The 19,889-nt window shown below is 70.1% G+C and carries 20 protein-coding genes; 5 read left to right on the plus strand and 15 right to left on the minus strand.

Going from position 1 to position 19,889, the window contains the following annotated elements; translation table 11 throughout:
• Positions 1–23: 23 nt before the first annotated feature.
• On the minus strand, positions 24–2,315 hold the full coding sequence (locus tag IFU11_RS16525) for an FdhF/YdeP family oxidoreductase (RefSeq protein ID WP_192019647.1): 2,292 nt from the start codon (positions 2,313–2,315) through the stop codon (positions 24–26).
• Positions 2,312–3,190: a formate dehydrogenase accessory sulfurtransferase FdhD gene (gene fdhD, locus IFU11_RS16530; RefSeq protein WP_192019648.1), complete on the minus strand. Its 879-nt coding sequence runs from the start codon at positions 3,188–3,190 to the stop codon at positions 2,312–2,314. The genes IFU11_RS16525 and fdhD overlap by 4 nt, the downstream gene beginning before the upstream one ends.
• Positions 3,191–3,283: 93 nt before the next feature.
• Here fdhD and mobA point away from each other — a divergent pair, with 93 nt between their 5' ends.
• Genes mobA through IFU11_RS16545 form a run of 3 tightly spaced genes read left to right on the plus strand, consistent with a single transcriptional unit; the run spans position 3,284 to position 5,465 of the window.
• The gene (gene mobA / locus IFU11_RS16535) at positions 3,284–3,961 is read left to right on the plus strand and encodes a molybdenum cofactor guanylyltransferase (protein ID WP_192019649.1); all 678 of its coding nucleotides are present in this window, start codon (positions 3,284–3,286) and stop codon (positions 3,959–3,961) included.
• Positions 3,958–4,230 carry a DUF6457 domain-containing protein gene (locus IFU11_RS16540; RefSeq protein ID WP_192019650.1) on the plus strand — a complete coding sequence of 91 codons (273 nt, stop codon included), beginning with the start codon at positions 3,958–3,960 and terminating at the stop codon, positions 4,228–4,230. The genes mobA and IFU11_RS16540 overlap by 4 nt, the downstream gene beginning before the upstream one ends.
• Positions 4,227–5,465 carry a molybdopterin molybdotransferase MoeA gene (locus tag IFU11_RS16545; protein ID WP_192019651.1) on the plus strand — a complete coding sequence of 413 codons (1,239 nt, stop codon included), beginning with the start codon at positions 4,227–4,229 and terminating at the stop codon, positions 5,463–5,465. The genes IFU11_RS16540 and IFU11_RS16545 overlap by 4 nt, the downstream gene beginning before the upstream one ends.
• A gap of 12 nt (positions 5,466–5,477) precedes the next feature.
• On the opposite strand, the gene IFU11_RS16550 is transcribed toward IFU11_RS16545, so the two are convergent.
• The 11 genes from IFU11_RS16550 to IFU11_RS16600 form a co-directional block, all read right to left on the minus strand.
• On the minus strand, positions 5,478–6,290 hold the full coding sequence (locus tag IFU11_RS16550; RefSeq protein WP_191940142.1) for an HAD family hydrolase: 813 nt from the start codon (positions 6,288–6,290) through the stop codon (positions 5,478–5,480).
• Positions 6,287–7,456 carry a cysteine protease StiP family protein gene (locus tag IFU11_RS16555; RefSeq protein WP_192019652.1) on the minus strand — a complete coding sequence of 390 codons (1,170 nt, stop codon included), beginning with the start codon at positions 7,454–7,456 and terminating at the stop codon, positions 6,287–6,289. Before IFU11_RS16555 ends, IFU11_RS16550 begins: the two co-directional genes overlap by 4 nt.
• On the minus strand, positions 7,438–8,832 hold the full coding sequence (locus IFU11_RS16560; RefSeq protein WP_192019653.1) for a phosphoribosyltransferase domain-containing protein: 1,395 nt from the start codon (positions 8,830–8,832) through the stop codon (positions 7,438–7,440). Before IFU11_RS16560 ends, IFU11_RS16555 begins: the two co-directional genes overlap by 19 nt.
• The gene (locus IFU11_RS16565; protein ID WP_071261351.1) at positions 8,829–10,022 is read right to left on the minus strand and encodes an HpcH/HpaI aldolase/citrate lyase family protein; all 1,194 of its coding nucleotides are present in this window, start codon (positions 10,020–10,022) and stop codon (positions 8,829–8,831) included. Before IFU11_RS16565 ends, IFU11_RS16560 begins: the two co-directional genes overlap by 4 nt.
• A 2-nt stretch (positions 10,023–10,024) precedes the next feature.
• Positions 10,025–10,882: a hypothetical protein gene (locus IFU11_RS16570; RefSeq protein ID WP_124768207.1), complete on the minus strand. Its 858-nt coding sequence runs from the start codon at positions 10,880–10,882 to the stop codon at positions 10,025–10,027.
• Positions 10,883–10,885: 3 nt separating this feature from the next.
• Positions 10,886–11,437, minus strand: a complete 552-nt coding sequence (locus IFU11_RS16575; RefSeq protein WP_064295863.1) for a TerD family protein — start codon at positions 11,435–11,437, stop codon at positions 10,886–10,888.
• Positions 11,437–11,952, minus strand: a complete 516-nt coding sequence (locus IFU11_RS16580) for a hypothetical protein (protein WP_079704609.1) — start codon at positions 11,950–11,952, stop codon at positions 11,437–11,439. The genes IFU11_RS16575 and IFU11_RS16580 overlap by 1 nt, the downstream gene beginning before the upstream one ends.
• 55 nt (positions 11,953–12,007) lie before the next feature.
• A complete protein-coding gene (locus tag IFU11_RS16585; protein ID WP_079704610.1) occupies positions 12,008–13,219 on the minus strand; it encodes a toxic anion resistance protein in 1,212 nt (403 codons plus the stop codon).
• Between the two features lie 52 nt (positions 13,220–13,271).
• Complete coding sequence (locus IFU11_RS16590; RefSeq protein WP_079704611.1) at positions 13,272–13,850, minus strand: TerD family protein; 579 nt, start codon at positions 13,848–13,850, stop codon at positions 13,272–13,274.
• Between the two features lie 58 nt (positions 13,851–13,908).
• The gene (locus IFU11_RS16595) at positions 13,909–14,499 is read right to left on the minus strand and encodes a TerD family protein (protein ID WP_192019654.1); all 591 of its coding nucleotides are present in this window, start codon (positions 14,497–14,499) and stop codon (positions 13,909–13,911) included.
• Between the two features lie 129 nt (positions 14,500–14,628).
• Positions 14,629–15,852, minus strand: coding sequence for a TerC family protein (locus tag IFU11_RS16600; protein WP_079704613.1), 1,224 nt, complete (start codon positions 15,850–15,852; stop codon positions 14,629–14,631).
• A 122-nt stretch (positions 15,853–15,974) separates the two neighbouring features.
• On the opposite strand from IFU11_RS16600, the gene IFU11_RS20590 reads away from it, so the two are divergent.
• A complete protein-coding gene (locus tag IFU11_RS20590; RefSeq protein WP_079704614.1) occupies positions 15,975–16,466 on the plus strand; it encodes a MarR family winged helix-turn-helix transcriptional regulator in 492 nt (163 codons plus the stop codon).
• Positions 16,467–16,476: 10 nt separating this feature from the next.
• Here the strand turns inward: IFU11_RS20590 and IFU11_RS16610 are convergent, their stop codons facing one another.
• Both IFU11_RS16610 and IFU11_RS16615 read right to left on the minus strand, forming a co-directional pair.
• Positions 16,477–16,971, minus strand: a complete 495-nt coding sequence (locus tag IFU11_RS16610) for a GtrA family protein (RefSeq protein ID WP_371742810.1) — start codon at positions 16,969–16,971, stop codon at positions 16,477–16,479.
• A gap of 7 nt (positions 16,972–16,978) precedes the next feature.
• Entirely contained in the window at positions 16,979–18,499 is a 1,521-nt protein-coding gene (locus tag IFU11_RS16615; RefSeq protein ID WP_192019655.1) for a glycosyltransferase family 39 protein, read from the minus strand.
• Positions 18,500–18,706: 207 nt separating this feature from the next.
• Here IFU11_RS16615 and IFU11_RS16620 point away from each other — a divergent pair, with 207 nt between their 5' ends.
• Complete coding sequence (locus IFU11_RS16620; RefSeq protein WP_079704617.1) at positions 18,707–19,360, plus strand: hypothetical protein; 654 nt, start codon at positions 18,707–18,709, stop codon at positions 19,358–19,360.
• Positions 19,361–19,889 lie beyond the last annotated feature (529 nt).

Genomic DNA, 19,889 nt, shown 5'->3' on the forward strand with positions numbered 1-19,889 from the left:
CCGGGTCGACGTCGCTCCGGGTGTCAGGCGGCCGGCTGCAACCGCACGACGATCGCCTTCGAGACTGGGGTGTTGCTGCGGTCTGCCGTCGAGTCGAGCGGGACGAGGACGTTCGCCTCAGGGAAGTACGCCGCGGCGCATCCACGGGCGGTCGGGTAGGAGACGACGCGGAAACCGCGGAGCTCCCGATCCGGCTGCCCGGCCCACTCGCTGAAGACGTCCACCGTCTGGCCGTCCTCCAGGCCGAGGTCGCGGAGGTCGTCCGGGTTGACGAAGACGACGTTCCGGCCCTTCTTGATGCCGCGGTACCGGTCGTTCAGGCTGTAGATCGTCGTGTTGAACTGGTCGTGCGAGCGCAGGGTCTGCAGGAGCAGCCGACCGGGCGGGCAGTGGATCGGCTCGAGCTCGTTGACCGTCAGCAGGGCGCGGCCCTCGGGGTTCGTGAACGTGCGGGAGTCCCGCGGTCCGTTCGGCAGGACGAAGCCGTCCTCGCGGCGGATCTGCTCGTTGTACCCCTCGCAGCCCGGCACGACCCGTCCGATGTGTTCGCGGATCGTGTCGTAGTCGTCCTCGAACGCCTGCCAGGCGATGCCCGAGTCCTCACCGAGCGTCGCTCGCGCGAGGCGCGTGATGATGGCGACCTCGGAGAGCAGACCGGGCGCTGCCGGCGGGATGCGTCCGTGCGAGGCGTGGACCGCGCACACCGAGTCCTCGACGCTGACCATCTGCGGTCCGCTCGCCTGCAGGTCGATCTCGGTGCGGCCGAGGGTCGGCAGGATGATCGCCGCCTCGCCCGTGACCGCGTGCGAGCGGTTGAGCTTCGTGGAGATCTGCACGGACAGCTGCGTTCCGCGGATCGCAGCCTCGGCGGCGGCGGTGTCGGAGATCGCCGCGACGAAGTTGCCGCCGAGCGAGATCCAGGTGCGGACCTCGCCCCGCTGCATCGCTCGGATCGCGTTCACCGCGTCGACCCCGTGCTCCCGCGGCATCGGGACGGCGAACTCGCGCTCCATGGCAGCGAGGAAGGATTCGGGCATCTGCTCCCAGATACCCATCGTCCGGTCGCCCTGCACGTTGCTGTGCCCGCGGATCGGCGACGCACCGGCGCCCGGCTTGCCGATGTTCCCGCGGAGGAGGAGCAGGTTGATGATCTCCTTGATCCCGTTGACCGCCGCCTTGTGCTGGGTCAGGCCCATCGCCCAGGTGACGATCGTCGCGTTCGACGCGATGTAGCGCTCGGCGAGTTCATCGATCTGCTCGCTCGAGAGGCCGGTCGCCTCGAGCACCGCCGCCTCGTCGAGGTCGGCCAGGTGGGCCGTGAGCTCCTCGAGTCCGAGGCAGTGCTCGGCGAGGAACGCGTGGTCGAGGATCGTCCCCGGAGCCGCCGCCTCGGCCTCCAGGACCCGCTTCGAGACCGCTTGCAGCAGCGCCATGTCGCCGCCGAGCCGGATCTGCAGGAACTGGTCGGAGATGACCGTGCCGCGCCCGACCATGCCGCGGACCGTCTGCGGGTTCTTGTACCGCTCGAGCGCCGCCTCGGGGAGCGGGTTCACCGAGACGATCGTCGCGCCCGCCTGCTTCGCGTCCTCGAGCGCCGTGAGCATGCGCGGATGGTTCGTGCCCGGGTTCTGGCCCATGACGATGATGAGGTCGGCCTGCTCGAAGTCCTCGTACCGGATGGTCGACTTCCCGACGCCGATGACCTCGCCGAGCGCCGTGCCGGTGGACTCGTGGCACATGTTCGAACAGTCGGGGAGGTTGTTGGTCCCGAAGGCGCGGACGAAGAGCTGGTAGACGAAGGCCGCCTCGTTCGACGCGCGGCCGCTCGTGTAGAAGACGGCTTCGTCGGGGGACTCCTGACCGCGCAGCTGCTCGCCGACGATGGCGAACGCCTCGTCCCAGCTCACCGGCCGATAGTGGTCCGAACCGGCCGGCTTGTAGACGGGCTCCGACAGCCGACCCTGCATGCCGAGCCAGTACTCCGACTTGTCGGCGAGATCGGTGAGCGAGTGTTCGGCCCAGAAGCCGCTCGGGATGACGACCGGTGTCGCCTCCCAGATGACGGCCTTCGCGCCGTTCTCGCAGAACTCGAGCTTCTTGCGGTCGTCCGGGTCGGGCCAGGCGCAGCTCATGCAGTCGAAGCCGCCGCGCTGGTTGATCGACGTGAAGAGCTCCGCGGTCCGCTTCGGTCCGAGCTGCCGGAGGGCGGGCTCCATCGAGTGCAGGATGCCGGGCAAGCCGACGGCGACGTGCTTCGGGTGGGTGACCTCGATGTCGGCGTCTGTGACGTCCTCGACGGGCGGTTCGGCGCTCATGCGTTCGCTCCGGTCTGGAGTGCTGCTGGTGCCGAGCCTTCGGCAGGGTCGGCGAGCCGGTGCGCTCCGCTGTAGACGACCATCGAGTCGCCACGGAGGAAGCCGACGAGCGTCATCCCGAGTTCGGTGGCCAGTTCGGCGGCGAGCGAGGACGGAGCGGAGACGGCGGCGAGCATCGGGATGCCGGCCATCGAGGCCTTCTGCGTGAGCTCGAAACTCGCGCGCCCCGACACCATCAGGACCATGGAGCGGAGCGGGAGCAACCCCTCCTTCGCCGCCCATCCGACGACCTTGTCGACGGCGTTGTGTCGGCCGACGTCCTCGCGGAGCACGAGCATCTCGCCGGTGCGGGCGTCGAACAGGCCGGCCGCGTGCAGACCGCCGGTGCGTTCGAAGACCGCCTGCTGTGCCCGGAGGCGGTCGGGGAAGGTCACGAGGAGTGCCGGGTCGAGGCGGAAGTCGTCGTCCGCGACGGAGTAGCGCGAGCTCGTCCGGACGGTGTCGATGCTCGCCTTGCCGCAGAGGCCGCACGAGCTGGTGGTGAAGAAGTTCCGTTCCAAGCTCGGATCCGGGGCGGGGACGCCGGGCGACAGGGCGATGTCCAGCACGTTGTACGTGTTGACGCCCTCGTCCGTCGCTCCGGCGCAGTAGCGCGCGGTCCGGACGTCGTCACCCCGGCCGATGACGCCCTCGGAGACGAGGAAGCCGATGGCGAGGTCGACGTCGTGGCCGGGCGTCCGCATCGTGATGGCGAGCGAACGACCACCGACACGGATCTCGAGTGGCTCCTCGACGGCGAGGACGTCCTCGCGGGTGCGCGCGGGCTGTCCCACGGTGATGCGGGTGACGCGTCTGCGCGCCGTGATGCGAGTCATGGCTCATGGCTATCACCCCCATCGGACGAGGGCAAGGTGCCTCACCGGATCCGCAGCCGCCTCGGGGGCTGGATCGCGGCCTAGGCTGGTGCCATGTCCGTCGACGCGATCATCCTCGCGGGAGGGCGGTCCTCCCGTCTCGGCGGCGTCGCGAAGGCGTCGTTATTCCGCGACGGCCGGACGCTCCTCCAGCTCGCGATCGATGCTGCGCGGGCGGCCGGCGGCCGTGTCGTCGTGGTCGGCCCCGAGGTCGAGACGACTGATCCAGTCCGCTTCGTCCGCGAGCGCCCCGTCTTCGGTGGCCCTGCCGCGGCCATCGCCGCAGGCTTGGACGCCCTGCGTGATGACGTCGCGGCCGAGGATCCCGCGCAGGTCGCCGTCCTCGCCTGCGACATGCCGGATGCCGCATCGGCGCTCGCCGCGGTGCTCGACGCCGCCACAGCCGCGACCGGGACCGACACCGACGGCTGGGTCGCGGTGGACGACTCCGGTCGTGAGCAGCCGCTGCTCGCCGTCTACCACCGGGAGGCCCTGGAACGCCGGGTCGCCGCACTCCGGGCGTCGCAGCCGAGCGGTGACCTCGCGGGTGTCTCCGTCCGCCAGCTGCTCGCCGGACTCGTCCTCCGCCAGGTGCCCATTCCCGACGGCGGCTCGGCCGACGTCGACACCTGGGCCGACGCGACCGAACTCGGGGTCGTCACCGCCGTCGAGTCGCCGACGCCGACCGCGTCCACCACACCGACCGCCGACCCTGAGGAGCGTCTCCGATGACCGATGACCTGCATGCCGTCCTCGCCGACTGGACCGACCGGGTGTCCGCCGAGCTGGAGCTCGGCGACGTCGCGGTCGACATCGACGCCGTCCTCGGACTCGCGGGCACGGCCGCGCACGCCGTGCGGCGTCCGGCCGCCCCGCTCACCACCTACCTCGTCGGCATCGCCGTCGGGAAGGCGCTCGCGCGCGGGGCGGATCCGGTCGCCGCCGCCGAGGCCGCGACCGCGGCCGTCGAACGGTTGGTCGCCTCGGACTCGACCGCATGACGAGGTCCTCCTGGTCGGACGCCCGCAGCATCGCGCATGCGGCGGGTGCCGCGCAGCGGTCCGACGTCGTCGACACCCTGGCGCTCTCCGAGGCTCTCGGACATGTCCTCGCGGCGCCGCTCGTCTCGCCCATCGCGATCCCGCACTACGCCTCCTCGGCGATGGACGGCTGGGCGGTGGCCGGGGTCGGCCCGTGGACCTTGCTGACCGGTGGAGACGCCGAGCACGCACGATCGGTCGGACTCAGCGACGGTGTCGCGGTCGACGTCCTGACCGGTGGACTGATCCCGGCGGGCGCCGAGGCCGTGCTCCAGCTCGAGCACGGCGTGGTCGAGCAGAGCGCGGGATCAGCTCGCCTCCACCTCGCGCCGTCCGCACCGAGCGAGGAGCCGCGCCCGGGGCGGCACATCCGGCCCGCCGGAACCGAGTCACCCGCAGGGTCGACCGTCCTCGACGCCGGCACGCGCCTGGGGCCCGTGCACCTCGCGGTCGCCGCCGGTGCAGGCTTCGACCGCGTGTCCGTCATGCCGCTGCCGCGGGTCCGCCTGGTCCTCACGGGTGACGAGGTCGTCACGAGCGGCGTGCCCGCGCCCGGGTTCGTGCGCGACAGCTTCGGCCCATCCCTCCCGGGAGTGATCGCCTCGCTCGGTGGCGTCGTCACGTCCAGTGTCCGTGTCGGCGACGACGCGTCCACCACGGCCGACGCCCTCGGGCTGACGAGTGCGGTCGGCGCTCCTGCCCGCCACCAGCGGGACCTCGTCGTGACCACGGGTGGTACCGGAGACTCCGCCGCCGATCATGTCCGAGCGCTGCTCCGCGACGCCGGAGCGGACTTCCTCGTGGACGGCGTCGACGTCCGCCCGGGTGGCCCTGCGCTGCTCGCGCGGCTGCCGGACGGCCGCCTGTTCGTCGGGCTGCCCGGCAACCCGCTCGCCGCACTGCTCAGCGTCCTCACGCTCGCGCACCCGGTGCTCGCGGGCTTCCAGGGACTCGAGCTCCCGGCCCTGCGACCGGCGGTGCTCGCCTCGCCCGTCGACGGGGCTCGCTCAAGGACGGTGCTGCGCCCCTACCGCTCGGTGCACGATGCGGACTCGGCGACGCCGCATGCGGAGCCGACGCCGTGGCACGGGGCAGCCATGCTCCGCGGGCTCGCCGACGCCGACGGCGTGCTCGTGTGCCCGGGCTCCGGCGCGGCCGCGGGCGGCCTGGTACCGAGTCTCGACCTGCCCTGGTGATCGGGCCTCGGGTCAGCGGCCCCGGACGGCTGCCGCCGTCATCAGCTGCAGCAGTTCCTCGCCGGCGAGGATGCCGCGCCGCTCGGTGACCGTCAACGTGTCGATCGTGAAGCCCTCGTCGTCGAGCTCGCCGTGCGCCGGCCGGAACGCGAGGTCGGCGGTCTCCAGCATCGACTGGTCGAGGAGCGAGTCACCGGCCGCGAGGACGAGTGGTCCGCCGAGGCGGCGGGCGACCTCACTGACCGCATCGTGCTTCGTGAGCGTCCGGGGTACGCAGTAGAGCTTGCGTCCCTGCAGGGACACCGTCCATCCGAGCCGTTCGCACTCCTGCTCGACCTGTTCGAGCCAGCCCGCCGGGATCGCGTCGCGCTCGACGATCGAGTAGAAGAACAGCGCATCCGCGACGTTCGTCTTGAGGATCCAGGTGGGCGACGCCAGCTCCTCGAAGCGCGCGAGCGCCTCGTCCAGCGGAGCGGTGTGGTCGGTGAGGTGCGCTCGCACCCGGTCGCGCCAGTCAGCGTCCGGGACGCCGTCGACGAGGATCTCGCCGCCGTTGCTCGTGATCGCATACGCGGGCGCGCCGCCCGGCAGCTGCACCCGCTGATACTGCGCCACCGTCCGCGTCGTGACCGGCATGAACACGGCCCGCGAGCGCAGCTCGATCAGCAGTCGCTCCGACTCGCGCGTCATGAACGAGATCGGCACGCCGTTCCAGAGCTCCGAGACGACGATCGACGGCGCTTCGGGGTCCGGTGTCTCGAGCCAGAACGCCTTCGGCGAGTAGATGAGGGTGCGGTCGAGGTCGCAGGCGACGAGGGCGCTCACTGGGCGTCTCCCGCCGCGGCGTCGCTCAACGGGTTGATGAGCCCGACACAGCTGTAGGGCAACCCGGGCACGACCTCGACCGGCACACCGCGCTGCTCGGCGAGCAGGAGCACGTGCGCGACGTCGTCGAGGGCGTCCGGCGACACGAGCACCTTCCACGGCACCCGGCGGAGCAGGACGCGGGTGGTCTCGCCGACACCCGGCTTCACGAGGTTCACGGTCGGGATGTCGTACTGTTCGCGGATCCGCTCGACGGCCTCCCAGCCGATCCAGCTCGGCTCGCGATCGGCCGCCGAGGCCTCCTCCACACCCGCGGCGACGTCGTCGACCACCTCGGCGAAGCGGCTCGAGACCGCGTCGAGGAAGGCGCCGGAGACGTCGTGACTGCTCAGCTCGCGGTAGAACTTGGCACCGTGGAACTGGTCGTCGGAGAGCAGCTCGCGGTTGTACACCGTGCGGGACACGAGGCCGGAGACGGTGGAGTTCAAGCACGCCGAGGGGATGAGGTAGTCGTCGCGGGTGCCGTACACGGGCACGCAGTGGCCGGGGTCCGCGAGGACCGCCAGTTCGTCGGAGAAGCGGATGCCGTCGGTCTCGGCGAAGAGTTCCAGCGCCGCCGTCAGTTCGCGCGCGATGGCGCCCTTGCCGGTCCAGCCGTCGACGAACGCGATCTGCTCCGGGTCGTGGTGCGCCGCGAGGTAGCGCAGCGCGGTCCCGTCGACGCCGACACCGCGCACGATGCTCATCGTGTAGTGCGGCACGTCGATCCCGCGGACCTCCTTCGCCCAGCGACGCATGAGGATCCCGATGGGCGTTCCGGCGCGGGCGAGGGAGACCAGCACGGGGCGGTTCGCGCGGGACGCCAGGACGAGGTCGGTGACGACACCGACGGCCACCGCGAGACGTCGGCTCGACCGCGCGAGGGCGTCCCGGTAGAGCTCCTCGTACTCGGGGGAGGGCAGGTACTCGACGGGCAGCGACTCGGCGTAGTGTGCGCGACCGCTCTGGATCGCGGCCTCGCGTTCGGAGGCGTCGGCCTCGAGGCGGGTGTCGCCGAGGTCGGTGAGCAGCCAGCGCACCTCGGAGGCGTCGTAGGACCCGAAGTCCGGTCCGGTGAGCGGCTCGGGGAGGGCGGCGGCGTCGATGGTCACGGTGCGGGGTTCCATTCGGCTGGGGTCGGGGCGGATTCGGTGAGGAGGACGACGATGACGTGGTCGGTGACGGTCCGCAGCGCTTCGACGACGCCGTCGGGCCGAAGCAGGAGCTCGCGGTCGGCGCCCGGCTCCGGGAACAGCACCACCGCCGCGAACCGTGAACCACCGCGGGAGAGGTTGTAGGCGAAGCGGGGTCCGAGGCCGTCGATCGTGCGGTCGTGGCTGGTGAAGGACACCGCGCTCGCGATGGCGTAGTCGTCACGGTCGATCACGGCGATGGGGGATCGCGTGGTGGTCGAGAAGCGCGTCGCTCCGCGGGCGCGGTCGAGGTGGGCGGCGACGGCCAGCGGTACCGCGATGAACTCCTCGGAGCCGAGCACCACGACCTCGCCGTCCGGCAGCTCCGGAAGGACTCGGTCGGCGATCGCGGCGGTCACCGCGTCGTCCAGGCGTCCTGGCGCACCGAAGCGCGCGCTCCGCACGGGCGGCAGGTCGGAGGCGTCCACGACGACGACGTCGCCGGCTGTGGTCGATTCAGCGGCCGACGTGGGTGGTGCAGCGTCGATGACCGCTCGCGCTCGGGCGAGGACGTCCTCCGGAAGGTCGACGGCACCCACACCGAGTGCCACGACGGTGATCCGGGTGCCGAGCCGGTCGGCGAGGTCGTCGAAGCGCTGCCGGTCCGCATCCGAACGGAGGTCGATGAGGCCCGCGACCACCCAGTGCGCCTGCGGCGTGGTGGCGTGCAGGGCGGTGATCGTGTTGCGGACGGTGCGTCCCGTGCTCAACTCGTCGTCGACGAGCACCGTGGTGCCGCCGACCGTGGCCCACACGGGGTCGCTCGGGTACAGGCGGTGGTCGCTCGCGTGCGAGTGCTCCTCCTCGAACGGCGTGAAGGGCACGTCCGCCTCGTGTCTCGTGGAGTGGAGGTACGGCGAGCCGAGCGCGTCGGCGACGATGTGGCCGAGCCCGGTCGCCGTCTCCGCGTAGCCGACGGTGACGAGCTCCGGCCCGGCCACTGGGGCCGCATCGCGGAGCTGGGCGAGGTGCTCGCGGACGGCGGTGAGGGCGGCGAGACCGTCAGCGTCCGGCCGTTCCCGACGGGCCAGGAGCTGCGCCACGGTGTCGAACGGAGCCGTCTCCGGATCGCTGCCGTCGAGCGCGCTCCGCACCAGCAGTCCGAGCAGTTCTCCGGCGGCGAGCGCCAGGCCGGGCACGGTCGGCACGTGTTTGGCGAGGACCGTCGACACGAGCAACTGCGCGCGTTTGGGGTTGTCGCGGAGTGCGAGACCGACGAGGTCCTCCACCGGGATCAGGCTTCGGGACGCGTCCGAGCGCAGGCCGATGCCGACGGCGTCACTGACGAAGCGGCCCGTCCATACGGTCACCGCATGCTCGTCTCGAGGAGGTCGACGAACGTCGTCTCCTCCGCTGCCACCCCGAAGGCCTCCGCGCGGAGCAGGGTCTTGCGCGCCCACGCCTGGTGCGGCTTCATCTCGTTCATCTTGTTCCGATACGGGGAGGCGTTGGCGCCGCCACCCACGTCGCCGACGACCGAGAGGGCGTCGACGTACTCCTCGTGGCTCACGACCGACATCGCGTGGACGACCGGCACGTGGCTCGGGTGGATGACCGTCTTGCCGAGCAACCCGTTCGCCTGGTCGAGCGCGATCTCGCGGATGAGGCCGTCGAGTCCCTTGAGGAGGAGCTTCTGACGCAGCTGCGCCTCGTTCGCGTCCTGGAACGGCGTCATGCGCAGCTGCGGGCGCATGAGCCGCTCCGCGTTGTGGAAGTGCTCCCAGACCGTGCCGGTGATGACGAAGTCGTCGCCCGGCCGACCGAAGACGTTGACGACGTCGGCGATGACCGAGGAGACGAGTTTCACGTCGTACACGGTGAGGTCGCGGGAGCGCCGGAGCGAGAAGGCGCTCGAGAGGTCGGTGGCGCCGATGCGGACCGCCAGGACGTCCTCGCGGTGGGCCTTGGTGACGTCGACGATCCCGGAGAGGGTGTCGTCGCGGGTCTCGCGGTGGATCATCCGCGGCGACTCGAGGATCGGCATGACCCGGAGGCGACGCGCGCCGTTCGACCCGTCCTGCCCGTAGTCGCGCTGCACGCGACCGAGAGCTTCGAAGAAGCGGTCCGCCACCCCGTCGCTGTTCTCGTACTTGGGGATGACGAAGCCGCTCAGGAGGTCGAGTCCCGGACCGAGGAGCCCGGCGACCCGCTCGAGCTGCTCGGGCGTGCGGACGCGGATGAACAGCAGCGGCAGCACGGGGCGCTTGGACCCCGAGCTCTTGGCGGCGAGCTGCTGCATCGCCTCCGCGACGTTCGTCTCGGCGAACTCGACCGCGTCGTCGGGGACCGAGTCCTCGAGGCACAGCACCATGCTCAGGCAGCCGTGCTTCGCCTGCTTCACGACGTCCTTCGCGAGCGTCGGGCGCGTGCCGGGACTGTAGAGCGTGGCGCCGAGTGCCGCCGCCACGTGTTCCGGCGGGGAGTCGATGCTGATGGGGCTCGGGAGCTTGTGGAACAGCCGCGACGCGCGCTTGTCGTCGACGTAACTGAAGTGGCGCATGGTCATCGTCTCCGGGGTTCGCGGGCGACGACGTACGGCGTCGGCTCGAAGCCGAACTGCTGCAGGAGCGTCTCGAGGGGGATCTCGGCGGGAAGGGGTTCGAGGCGGAGTTCGAGTCTCGACCCGATGCGCAACAGCGAGACGACCGGCGGTGCGCCGGTGTCGTCAGCCGCGGCGAAGCTCTCGCCGTCGAAGAGCTGCACCGTCAGTGGGTGGCCGGCTGTGCCGACGAACAACGCCCGCCGGATGAGGTGCACGTGCCGGAGCGCGAGGATCGCGTCGCCGCCGTCGAAGCCGAGCAGCGGCCGGTTGCCGGGCGTCGTCACCGGTGTGCCGTCGATACCGTCGGCGGTCGCGACCCCCGTCACGAGTTCGACGGTCTCCCACACGACCGCCGTCGCTCCGCCGACGATGAGGCTGCCGATCGCGGACTGACGCGGGTCGAGCCGGACCAGCGGGGTCTCGTCGTCGAGGACGCGGACCTCCTCGGCTGTCGGGGCTGGGAAGGGCTGCGGGGTCGTGGGAGCTGCGGCGGGTGTGGTGGCGGGGCGTCCCGACGGCGTAGCGGGAGCGGGCGACGAGGATCCGCCGAGCGAGAGTCCCGTCGACGGTGCCGACGGTGCAGGCGCTGCCGACGGCGCTGCCGATGCCGCCGGGGCAGGGGGTGCGGCGGCGGGCGTCGACGGCCCGCCGAGCGTGAGTCCCGTCGACGGTGCTGCCGACGCGGCGGGCGCTGCCGGAGCAGGTACCGCAGGGGTGCTCGCGACGGGCTCGACCTGCGCAACCGGCGCAGGCCTCGGCTTCACCCGACGACGGAGGTAGTCGATGTCCCGTCGCACCGGGGAGGTGTTGAGCGGCACGGCTCAGAGGTCGATTCTGAAGTCGCGCGCCACGCCGGCGAGCCCGCCGGCGTACCCCTGCCCGAGGGCGCGGAACTTCCAGTCCGAGCGGTGCCGGTACAGCTCGGCCAGGAGCAGCGCCTGGCTGCTGCGGACCTCGGCGATCGGCACGTCGAAGCGCACGAGCTCCCGACCGTCGGGCGTGGCGACGCGGACGAACGCCGAGCGCACAGGCGAGAAGTCGCCGGGGCCGCGGACGTCGGGGTCGATGTAGAGCAGGAAGGCGATCTTCGACACGGCGTCCGGCACGCGCGACAGCTCGACGTCGATCTCCTCGTCGTCGGCCTCGGACGAGAAGGTGACCGCGCCGTCCTGGCTCTCGACCTGGTTGAAGAACACGAGGTGGTCGTCGGACAGCGCCTTGCCGTCGTCGCCGCACATGATCGCCAGCGGCACGGGTTCGCTCTGCGGCCCGCGGCTCGCGATGACGTCCCAGCCGAACCCGATGAGCACGGCGTCGAGACCAGGGTTCTCGGCGGTGAGCGCGGCGTTCGCGCCCGCGATCAGCGACGCCATCAGTGCGCCCCCAGCACGAGACCGGCGTCGGGCTCCTGGAACTTGTCGGAGAGGAAGCGACCGTGCGTCGAGAGTTCGGCGATCGCGCCGATGCGGATCTGGTTGAGGAGGTCGCGGATGGTCTCCTCGATGAGCTCCAGCTGACGGGCGAAGACGATCGTGCTGCGGGAGTCGTCGGTGCGGTCCGCGGCCGGCAGCGCGAGGAAGGAGCGCAGCGGGCTCGGGAGGTAGTCCGTCACCATCGCGGCGAGGAGCACGCGCTGCTCGGTCGACGCACCCTGGTCGGCGATGGTCGCGACGACGAGGCGCAACTGGTCGTCGATCTGTCGGAGCTGCGAGGTGAGCAGCGTGGGGAGGTCGCGCCCCACGGAGCGCACCGAGTCACGGAGTTCGTCGAGGTGCCGGGCCGTCTGCTCGTCCTCGGTCTCACCGACGGGCGCCGGCGTGGCGTCGACGACGCCGAGCGGCTCGGCCCCGCCGGTCCGCAGTGCGTTCAGCAGTCGTCCGAATGCCATCCCTCGTCCCCCTTCGTCCTCAGCGACCCGTGCGCCCGGTCACCCGAGCGTGACGCTACCGCAGTTCGCGCTGCTCGGCCTGACGGCTGCGCTCGAGGTACGGCTTCGCCTTCTCGAGTCCCGACTCGAGCGCGTTGACGGTGCCCTCCATGTTCTTGGCGGCTTCGGCACGGAAGGTGTCGATCGCGTCCATGGTCTGGAAGACGTTGTCGAACGCGCGCTGCAGGGTCTCGACGCTGACACCCGCGGTGGAGGCCTGCTGGTGGATGCGCGTCGTCTGATCCTTCAGCATCTCGCTCGTCTGCAGGATCATGTTGTTCGTCGTGGTGTTGATCGCGTCGATCTGGTCGAGGACCATCTTCTGGTTCGCGAGGGCCTGCGCGACGACGACGGCGGTCCGCAGGGCGGCGATCGTCGTGGTGCGAGCGCGGTCGACGCCCTTGATGAGCTCGAGGTTGTTCTTGCGGATGAGGTCCATCGCGAGGTAGCCCTGCACCGAGACGGCGAGCTGCGTGAGGATGTCCTGGTGGCGCTGGCGGACGGGGAAGAGGACGTCGGCCTCGAGCTTCTGCGCCTCCTCGATGCGTCCGGAGGAGCGGGCTTCGTCGATCTTGGCGACGCAGGCGGCGTCGAGCGCCTTCGCGAAGACGGCGTACTCACTGAGCGCCTGCATCGTCTCCCAGAGCTGGACCTTCTCGCCGGCGAGGGCGGCGTTGTCCTTGAGGAGCTCGTCCTGGCCGGCCATGAGCGACTTGATGATCTTGTCGAGCTGGGTCTGCGCGGACTCGTACTTCTGGAAGTACTTGGCGAGCTTGTTGCCGCCCGGGATGAACCCGAGGATCTTGCGCCCGACGCCGAGGTCCGCCTGGTTCGGCGTGAGGTCCTCGACCGTGCTGCGGAGGTCGCCGAGCGTGGTCGCGACCTTGATCTGCGCGCTGTCACCCGAACGCTTCGCACCGGCGACCGAGGTCGACGAGCGGTCGAGCATGCGGGAGGAGTACCCGCTCGACTGCACCATCTCCTTGCCGCCGATCTGGGAGATACCCTCGATCTTCTGCGTGAATTCGGGCGAGCGCGGGTCGAGCGTCGCGACCTCCGTCACGAAGGAGCGCGCCTGCTGCTGGATCTCCGTCTGGCGCTCGGCCGGGACCGGAACCATGCCCGGTGCCTCTTCGGCCTGCACGACGTCCGGTGCATCCGGAGCGTGCAGCACGAGGGAGGCTGCTGCCTGTTCGTTGGCGTCTGGCGGAGTGAGTGGCGTGCTCATGCGGTCGACCTTGCTCTCGTGTGTGGCTTGCTCGTGGTGGAGGCGTCGGTGCTCAGCCGAGCGGGACGCCGAAGTCGCCGGCGATGCCGGCGAGACCGGTGGTGTAGCCCTGGCCGACGGCCTTGAACTTCCACTCGGATCCGTTGCGGTAGAGCTCCGAGAACAGCATGGCGGTCTCGGGGGCGGCGTCCTCGCTGAGGTCGAAGCGGACGATCTCGGTGCCGTCCTGGTCGACGATGCGGCAGTACGCTCCGCGAACCTGGCCGAAGTTCTGGCGACGCTCGTCGGCCTTGTCGATCGACACGGCGATGATCACGCGCTCGACGTCTGCCCCGACCGCGTTCAGGTCGACCGAGATCTGCTCGTCGTCGCCCTCGCCGTCGCCGGTGCGGTTGTCGCCGAGGTGCTTGACGGAGCCGTCCGCCGAGGCGGGCTGGTTGTAGAAGATGAAGTCGGCGGAGGAGCGCACCTTGCCGTTCGCGCCGACGAGCAGCGCGGAGGCGTCGAGGTCGAAGGCCTCACCGCTCGTGGTGCGCGGGTCCCACCCGAGACCGACCGTCGCGACCGTCAGGCCGGGGCTGGTCTTGGTGAGCGAGAGGTTGTTGCCCTTTTCGAGGGTGAGTCCTGCCATGGTGATCGCTTCTCCTTCGGAACTGCGCTGGCGCGCGGGGGACTGCTGCGGGTGGTGCTCAGAGGGCCTGGGCGGCCGGGCCGAGGAGGTCCATGACGGAACGCCCGTTGGCGCGCTCGCCGATCGCCTTGAAGGTCCAGCCGTCGCCCTCGCGCGAGACCTTCGACATGATCATCGCGGTGTGCGGACCGGAGTCGGTGAGCTGGTAGCGGGCGACCTCGGGCGAGCCGGGGGTCGAGTCGTCGATGATCCGGCTGAAGGCGTTCTGCACGGTGTCGAAGGTCTGGCGGCTGTAGCTGCTGATCACGAACACGATCTGCTGGACGGACGGGGCGACCCTCGAGAGGTCGACGAGGATCGTCTCGTCGTCGCCGTCGCCGGCACCCGTGAGGTTGTCGCCGGTGTGGCTGGCCGAGCCGTCCTTGCTCGCGAGCTGCTGGAACCAGATGGTGTCGAGCACCTTGCCGGTGGCGTCGAAGAAGATCGCTGAGGCGTCCAGGTCGATGTCGGGTGCGGACGAGCGGCCGAAGAAGCCGCGCTTCACCGGTGCGACGCCGTCCCAGCCGAGACCGAGGCGGATCCGCGTGAGCGAACCGCCGTCCTGCTTCGTCAGTGAGAGCGACTGGCCCTTTTCCAGACTCAGACCCATGGTTCCGTCTCCTAGATGCTTCATCGTGTTGCTGGTGGTGAGGTGTGGGACGTGCGCCCCCGGCCGAAGCTGGGAGCGCACGTCCACGTTATCGGTTCAGCCGGGCGAGCGCCCGGATTCCCGGCCCGTTCAGAGCAGGCCGCGGGAGTCGGAGCTCTTCGCCTGCAGCTCGTGGGCCCGGGCGAGCAGCCGCTGGAGCTCCTCGTCGTCGGCCGCCTTCGCCTGGTGCTTGGGCTTCAGGTTCGCGAACGACTTCTGGCGCTCGACCATGCGGGTGTAGCTCGTCTCGAGTTCGACCTCGTCCACGTGGTGACCGTCCGGGATGTCCTCCGGGGAGTCGGCGTGGTCGACGATCTTCTTCGCCTGGGTGCGGGCGTCGCTGATGATCGTGTGTGCACGACCGGCCGGGCTGAGGAGCGAGGCGAGGACCGTGACGGTCAGGATGCCGATGATGACGATGAGCGACAGGCCAGTGCTGATCTCGAACACCGGGATGTGCTCGCCACCGTTGAGGAACGGCAGGGTGTTCTCGTGGAGCGCGTGCAGGACGAGCTTCACACCGATGAATCCGAGGATCGCCGCCAGGCCGTAGCTCAGGAAGATGAGGCGGTCGAGCAGGCCGTCGATGAGGAAGTAGAGCTGACGGAGGCCGAGCAGCGAGAACGCCGTCGCGGTGAAGACGATGTACGGGTTCTGCGTGAGGCCGAAGATCGCGGGGATCGAGTCGAGCGCGAAGAGCAGGTCGGTGCCGCCGATGGCGACCATGACGAGCAGCATCGGCGTGAGGACCTTCTTGCCGTTCTCGATGGTGACGAGCTTGTCGCCGTCGTAGCGGTCGGTCGTCTTGAAGAGACGCTTGGCGAGACGGATGACGAAGTTGTTCGCGTCGTCGCTCTCCTCCTCCGGGCGGAGGAGCTTGATCGCCGTGAAGATGAGGAACGCGCCGAAGATGTAGAACAGCCAGGACCAGGCGTTCACCGCGGCGGCACCGAGGAAGATGAAGCCGGTGCGGGCGATGAGGGCGAAGACGATGCCGAAGAGGAGCACCTTCTGCTGGTCGGCCCGCGGCACGCGGAAGCTCGACATGATGATGAGGAAGACGAAGAGGTTGTCGACCGACAGGGCCTTCTCCGTGATGTAGCCGGCGAAGTACTCGGATCCGAGTGTGCCACCGCCGAAGAAGAGGACGCCGAGGCCGAAGACGATGGCGATACCGACGTAGAGGGCCGACCACTTCGCGGCTTCCGGCAGCGTCGGCTCGTGGGCCTTGCGCACGTGGAAGATGAAGTCGAAGGCGAGGAGGGCCAGAATGCCGACGATCGTCAGCAGCCAGACGTATCCGGGGATTTCCATGGGCTGTGTTCTCCGCAGCGCTCGAGGTGGGGGACGGGTGATGTTTAGTTGGTGCCGTCCCACTATATAGTTGGTATGGTCGAACCAACACCCGAACGCACGTATTCAGAAAGAATTCAGCTATGAGCGATGACGTCGACCCCGCCGAGGCGGGAGCCGTCATCCAGGCGTCCCTCGCGACGGTGCTCCGGTGGTCCACCAGGGCCGACAACCGGCGTTCACTGCACGACGCCGAGGGTGCCGCCCTCACCGCCACGGACGCGTGGCTCCTCGAATACGTCATCACCGCCGGGCCGATCCGCATGTCCACGGTCGCGGGCTGGATGGACGTCGACAAGTCGACCGCGACGGCCGAGGTGCGTCGCCTCGAGGAGGGCGGTCTCGTCGTCCGGGCGACGGATCCGAGTGATCGCCGCGCGGTGCTCGTGAGCGCGACGGACGAGGGACGGACCGCCCTCGAACGACACCGGCAGGCGGCGCAGCAGGTCTACAACACCCTCGTCGGCAAGTGGAGCGAGCGCGATCGAGCGGAACTCGCCCGGCTGCTCTCGCGGTTCGTCGACGAGTTCTCCTGGGTCAGCGACGCCGTCTCGCAGCACAACGCGAGTCGCTGACTCTACGGCCTCACGGGTCGATGCGCACCGGGATCGGTCCCGTCCGCTCCGCCCGCGGCCCGTACACCCAGAAGCGGTAGAGCACGAAGCGGAACGCGGAACCGAGGGCCAGCCCGACGATGTTCGCCGACACGTTGTCCGCCAGCGGCGTCGTCAAGTGCATCGCGTCGTGGGAGACCCAGAGGCAGGCCAGGGCGATCGCACCGCCCGCGAGACTCACCAGACCGAATTCGAGCGCTTCGCGGGCGACGTCCGAGCGCCGATGCGCGCGGAAGGTGAGGAGCCGGTTGCCCACCCAGTTGGCCACGATGGCGAGCGTCGTGGAGATGCCCTTCGCCACCAGCAGCCCGGAGGTGCCGGTGTGGAGGAACACGGTGTACGCGAGCAGGTTGAAGACCCCGACGTCGACGAGGAAGCCGGCGCCGCCGACGAGGCCGAAGGCGGCGACCTCGCGGACGATCGGTCGCCGGAGCAGCGCGCGCGCATCGGGAATGGATCGGATCACCATCGCGTCACGACCTGACCAGCTCGAAGACGATGCTGCGGTGGACGGGGATCCGCTGCTCGACGTGGTAGCCGAGCGCCTCGAGGTCCGCCACGTTCGGAGAGGTGCTCGAGCCCTCGACGACCCAGACGGTGTCGTGGCCGATGAGCCGGTCGTGGATCTCGGACAGCGGCGCGGCGAGATCCCAGAGCTCGGGGCGGTCGCGGTAGCTCGTCTCGAGCGCCACGTCGTCGAGGCCGGCGAAGGCCTGCGGGTAGAGGTCGATCGCGAGCCGCGACTTGCGCGAGGGCTTCACCGACTGGTCGAAGACGACCGCGTCGCCCGGCGAGGCATGGGCCTGGACGATCTCCGCGGTCTGCCGGAGGTCGCTGCCGTCGTCCTTCGCGAACGGGCCGCGCTGTTCCGCGAGGACCGGGATCGCGAGCGCCAGCACGAGCGCGACACCGACCGCGGTCGCCACCGCGCGGTCCACCCGCTTCGGCAGGAGGTCGACGATCGTCCGGAGTCCGAGCGCCATCATGATCGCGACGGCCGGGACGCAGAAGGTGACGTAGCGCAGGTTGTACATCGGCGTCACGAGGGTGTTGCCGATGATGAGCAGCGCGGTCGGTGCGAGCGCCCAGACGGCGATCATCGCCAGGGCGCGACGCTGCCGGGACGATCGGCGCACCACGAGGACCCCGATGGGAGCGAGCACGATGAGTAGCCACGCGAGCACGGCGAACACCGGCGTCTGGAACCACTGGCCGACGAGCACCGATTCCGGCGTCGCGTAGTCCCGCCTGCCGAGGAACGCGATCTGCTCGCGCTGCGCGATGCCCGCGATCACGATCGGAGCGCCGAGGACCAGTGCGCCGACCAGGGACCAGCCCCACGCTCGCATCACCCTCCGCCCGGGGCGTTGGAGCACCATCCACGTGGCGTGCACGAGGAGGAGCATCGCGAGGTACAGGAACAGGTACATCGAGGCGGCGCTCGCGATGGCGAAGAGCGCCCAGCTGCGGCGCGATGTGGACCGGCGGCGAACGAGCGACACGAACCAGACCGTCAGCCACACGACCGCGGCCATGCCCAGCGCATAGGAGCGCGTCTCGGCGCCCATCCTGGTGACCTGGGGGATGACGGCGAACACGAGGCCCGCCGTGATGCCGATCGCCGGGGTGAAGATGGACCGCGCGAGCACGACCGTGCCGGCCGCGGCCAAGCCGACGCCGATCGCGCTCGGGAACCGCGTGACGGCCTCGGCGGTGCCGAAGGCACCGGTCCAGACGTGCAGGAACGCGTAGTACAGGCCGTGGACGGCGTCGATGTGGCCGATCATCCCGAACATGACGGGGAGGGGGCGTTCGGCGGCGAGGACGCTCGCCGCCTCGTCACCCCAGTACGACGGCGTGCCGATGCCGATGAGCGAGACGAGGGTGGCGAACAGGCCGACGACCCAGGGTGCGGCGCGGCCGCCGAGGAGGGTGTGGAGGGCGTCCCACCGACGGCGCGAGGGCGCGGTCGGGACGGTGATCGTCGCAGTCATGGGTTCCCCTCGGACGCGACAACCTGGCGCGTCGTCTCATCGTCCGCCGCTCGGATGAACGCCAGCAGAGAGATTCCTGAGAGGCCGCGGGGGATCCTGCCGGGACCCGACGGCAGGAGCCCGGCCGCCCCGGTGGGGAGTTGTCCCCATCGCGCGGCAACGGCGCGCGGGACAGACTGCTGGAGTCCGCCGCCGAAAGGAATCCCGATGCAGCTCTCCCGCGTCACCGCCCTGATCACCCTCCCCGTCGCAGCCATGCTCGTGCTGGCCGGATGCTCCACGCCGTCGGCCCCCGACGCGAAGCCGACGGAGAAGGCTTCGTCGTCTGCGACGTCGAAGCCGACCTCGACCGGATCGGCGGACGGTGAGGTCACCGAGCCTGGAGCGCAGGTCGGGATCGATGAGCCGATCGTCTACGAGTCGCAGGGCACCGACGGCGTCACCGCGCTCATCAGCGCGAAGCTGACCGAGGTCACCCCCGCGACGGCCGACCAGGTCGCGTTCCTCAAGACGCAGTTCGACGGCGGGGAACTCGACGGCTACGACATCACGCTCATCCGGCTCGAGATGACCAAGGTGTCGGGCGACCCGGTGGCGTTCAACAGCGACGCGACCTCCTTCTCGCCCGTCGACGCCGATGGCGAGAAGGTCCAGGAGGCCACGCTCATCGGGTGGGACGAGTGCGGATCCGAGTCGTTCACCGAGGAGTTCGATGCTGGCGCGCCGATCACGCAGTGCTACGTCGCGGCGGCTCCCGCCGGTGGCAAGGCTCCGGCCGGCCTCATGTACGACGGCGGCTTCACCGACCCGAACCCGTACGACTCCTTCGACGGCGACCCGATCCTGCTCATCAAGGACTAGCTGTACTGCAGGCCTGAGTGCCCTTCGACAGGCTCAGGGACCGGAGCGTCGCGGGTGCTCCTCTCCCGGTCACGGAGGTGGCGCAACCGGAGTGCCCTTCGACAGGCTCAGGGACCGAATCGTTCCGGGTACACCTGTCCCGGTCACTGAGCTTGTCGAAGTGCCCACGAGGATGCCGTTCGGCACGTCGTCGGGCTCTGGGACCGGAGCGCTTCCGGGCCCACGTCTCCCGGTCACCGAGGTGATGCGGCCCGAACTCCCCTTCGACAGGCTCAGGGACCGGAGCGTCGCGGGTGAACCTCTCCCGGTCACGGAGGTGGCGCAACCGGAGTGCCCTTCGACAGGCTCAGGGACCGAATCGTTCCGGGTACACCTGTCCCGGTCACTGAGCTTGTCGAAGTGCCCATGAGGAACCCTTCGACAGGCTCAGGGACCGGAGCGTCGCGGGTGAACCTCTCCCGGTCACGGAGGTGGCGCAACCGGAGTGCCCTTCGACAGGCTCAGGGACCGAATCGTTCCGGGTACACCT

It is taken from the genome of Plantibacter sp. CFBP 8804 (assembly GCF_014841225.1).
Lineage (GTDB): Bacteria > Actinomycetota > Actinomycetes > Actinomycetales > Microbacteriaceae > Plantibacter > Plantibacter auratus.